1 protein-coding gene is annotated in these 248 nt (G+C 64.1%); it reads left to right on the top strand.

The features are described from left to right. Window positions 1-248, top strand: a 248-nt coding sequence (locus ACUN9Y_RS22400) for a hypothetical protein (protein WP_445462941.1), incomplete at both ends; no start/stop codon positions are given.

Below are 248 nucleotides of genomic sequence, written 5' to 3'. Positions count from 1 at the left end.
GCCGAACTCGAGCTGAGCTTTGTCTACGGCCAAGCCGGCCTGCTGGAGCGCGTGCTGCGCCACTACCCGGCAAGCGATCACGAGCCCGAGGTGCTCGCCCTCTATGCCCACGACGCCAAGCGTAATCTCGTCTCCCACCGCAATGCGCGCGATCATCAGCGCGAGTATCGCTATTCCCATCACCTGCTGACCCACTACACCGACCTCAATGGCATCGGCGTCGAGCTGACCTGGGACTGGCCGGGCAA

This window comes from Halomonas sp. V046, assembly GCF_052645355.1.
This window is presented reverse-complemented; position numbering and strand designations above follow the sequence as displayed.